At 70.2% G+C, this 392-nt stretch carries 1 protein-coding gene; it reads right to left on the bottom strand.

Features of this window, described 5'->3' with window-relative positions; translation table 11 throughout:
* Positions 1-392, bottom strand: a 392-nt coding sequence (locus RNC47_RS37330; protein WP_311605324.1) for a CorA family divalent cation transporter, incomplete at both ends; no start/stop codon positions are given.

Below are 392 nucleotides of genomic sequence, written 5' to 3'. Positions count from 1 at the left end.
GGCCGAGAGGATGTCCGACAGCAGCCGGTCCAGCCCCTCCACCTGCTCGTTGACCCGCGTCAGATGGTCGGCGACATCACGGAAGAACGGCTGCGCCTCTGTGTGGACGAACGGCACCCCCGCCCCCGCCAGCCGGGTCATCGGTGCCGTCAGCGGACCGGTGGCCCGGCGGAACTCCAGCACCTGCCGCTTGAACGTGTAGATGCTCGCCGCCGTGTTCGACGAGCCGCCCGGACCGCTCGTCGGAGCGAACACCTCCGTCTCCAGCTCCTCCAGGTCCACCTGGAGCTCCCCGGCCACATCGATGTAGTGGTCCACCACCGCGTCGCTGATCGCGTACAGGACCGCCGTCGGCCCGTGCGCCAGGATCTCCGGCTCCGCCTCCAGCCGAC

The organism is Streptomyces millisiae (genome assembly GCF_031845425.1).
Lineage (GTDB): Bacteria > Actinomycetota > Actinomycetes > Streptomycetales > Streptomycetaceae > Streptomyces > Streptomyces millisiae.
The sequence above is the reverse complement of the archived record's forward strand: the minus strand, read 5'-3'. Positions and strand labels throughout refer to the sequence as shown.